The organism is Pedobacter sp. HMWF019, assembly GCF_003061025.1.
GTDB lineage: Bacteria > Bacteroidota > Bacteroidia > Sphingobacteriales > Sphingobacteriaceae > Pedobacter.
This window is the reverse complement of the sequence record NZ_QAIL01000533.1, coordinates 1-2,134: the sequence shown is the minus strand read 5'-3', so window position 1 is coordinate 2,134 and position 2,134 is coordinate 1. Positions and strand designations below refer to the sequence as shown.

Sequence of the window (2,134 nt, the reverse complement as noted above, 5' to 3'; positions counted from 1 at the left end):
ATAGAATGCAATTTCTGTACCTTTGTTGAAATTCAGGATAAAAACCTGACAAGTTTTATGCAAAAAGAAATAGAAATAAAGCTTTTGCCCGAAGAAATAGGGCAGGAGGAAGTCCTAAAGAAAAATCTTTCAGCTGCCTTAAGGATTGATTCAGCAAGAATTAAAGGCTATAAAATTCTAAAACGGTCTATAGATGCCCGTTCGCGTCAGGTGGTGTACCGGTTAATGGTTCGTGTTTATATAGATGAGCCATTTTTGACAGATATTTATCATTTTAACTATCAAAATGTCAGGGATAAGAAGAGTGTCCTTATTGTGGGTGCCGGACCGGCTGGATTATTTGCTGCATTGCAGTGCATAGAGAACGGGCTAAAACCAATTGTTCTTGAACGTGGAAAAGATGTTAAACAAAGAAGAAGAGATCTTGCTGCGATCAATAAGGAAGGGCTTGTAAACACAGAATCTAATTATTGTTATGGAGAAGGAGGGGCTGGAACTTATTCTGATGGTAAGTTGTATACCCGCTCCAATAAACGTGGAGATATCAATAAAGTACTGGAAACATTTGTGCAGCATGGGGCTACGGAGGATATCCTGGTAGACGCCAGGCCGCATATTGGGACCAATAAATTGCCTCATATCATTACGGCTATCCGTGAAACGATATTAAATGCTGGTGGTGAGGTTCGTTTCGATCAGAAAATGACGGATCTCCTGGTGGAATTTGGAAAGGTAAAAGGTGTTGTGGTGAACGGAGAAGAAAGTATCGCTGCGGATGCCGTGATTTTGGCGACCGGGCATTCTGCAAGAGATGTGTATGAGTTGTTAAATGATAAACATATCCTTGTTGAGGCAAAACCTTTTGCTCTGGGTGTTCGGATTGAACATCCTCAGGCTATTATTGATGCGGCACAGTATCATTGTGATATCCGGAGTGAATTTTTGCCTCCGGCTTATTATAGTCTTGTAGAGCAGGTTGGCAACAGGGGTGTATTTTCTTTTTGTATGTGCCCAGGTGGTATTATCGCCCCTTGCGCTACTTATGAGAATGAAATTGTGGTTAATGGCTGGTCTCCATCCAAAAGAAATAATCCTTTTGCGAATTCTGGTACTGTTGTACAGATCACTCTTGAAGATGTGCCTGGCGATGATCCTTTAAGGATGATGCATTTTCAGGCTGAAATTGAAAAGAAGGCCTTTGCTCTTGGTGGTGGGCATCTGGTGGCTCCAGGCCAAAGAATGGTTGATTTTGTAGAAAAGAGACTTTCTTTGGATCTTCCCAAGAATTCTTACCTCCCGGGAACTAGGAGCGCTATGCTGGATGATACGCTGCCTGCTTTTGTTGCGGAGAGCCTGAGAGGAGCCTTGCCTCATTTTGGACGGAAGATCAAAGGATATTACACGAATGAGGCTATATTGGTTGGTGTGGAAAGCAGAAGTTCTTCTCCTGTACGGATTCCAAGAGATAAAGAATCCTTACAGCATCCTCAGGTAGCGGGTTTATTTCCTTGCGCAGAGGGAGCCGGTTATGCTGGTGGTATTGTGTCTGCTGCAATAGATGGCGTGAATTGTGCAAATGCTGTTTTGAAATTTCTTTGATGAAACATTCTTTTCTGAATGAATGTTGATATATCAGTTGTATTTATATTGTTTGTAATGAAGAAGACTTTAATAATAGGGGCAACGCCCAATCCGGAAAGATATGCGTATAAAGCGGCGCATATGCTCAAAGCTAAAGGACATGATATCGTTAATATCGGAATTAAGAAGGGGGAACTGGCGGGAACGGGGATTGAAAAGCCTGCAACTCCTTATCATGATATTGATACCATAACACTTTATGTAGGTAAGGATGTACAGAAAGAGTATTATCAGTATATCCTGGATACCAATCCAAGAAGAGTAGTGTTTAATCCTGGTACAGAAAATCAGGAGCTGGAAGACTTGCTGACAAAGCAGGGGATTGAACCTGTAGAAGCATGTACCTTGGTTCTTCTGTCTACTGGACAGTATTGATTTATAATTCCTTTCGTTGGTTTTTGAGGGGGTTATCATTGGAATTTTTAGGATACCTGCTTCCAGGCTGCGCGATATCAGGCGGCCGAAGGGGCCGCAGATCTCTAAGGCCTTCCAG

Annotated in this window: 2 protein-coding genes; both read left to right on the top strand. The window is 42.2% G+C overall.

Annotation, left to right across the window (positions count from 1 at the left end):
- Positions 1–57: 57 nt before the first annotated feature.
- On the top strand, positions 58–1,599 hold the full coding sequence (locus DBR11_RS26420) for an NAD(P)/FAD-dependent oxidoreductase (protein WP_108555559.1): 1,542 nt from the start codon (positions 58–60) through the stop codon (positions 1,597–1,599).
- A 57-nt stretch (positions 1,600–1,656) separates the two neighbouring features.
- Positions 1,657–2,016, top strand: coding sequence for a CoA-binding protein (locus tag DBR11_RS26415; protein WP_108555560.1), 360 nt, complete (start codon positions 1,657–1,659; stop codon positions 2,014–2,016).
- Positions 2,017–2,134 lie beyond the last annotated feature (118 nt).

What these genes read in the sequence shown, in the direction of transcription:
- DBR11_RS26420 (WP_108555559.1), top strand. Translation starts at nt 58, where the DNA reads ATGCAAAAAGAAATAGAAATAAAGCTTTTGCCCGAAGAAATAGGGCAG.
- DBR11_RS26415 (WP_108555560.1), top strand. Translation starts at nt 1,657, where the DNA reads ATGAAGAAGACTTTAATAATAGGGGCAACGCCCAATCCGGAAAGATAT.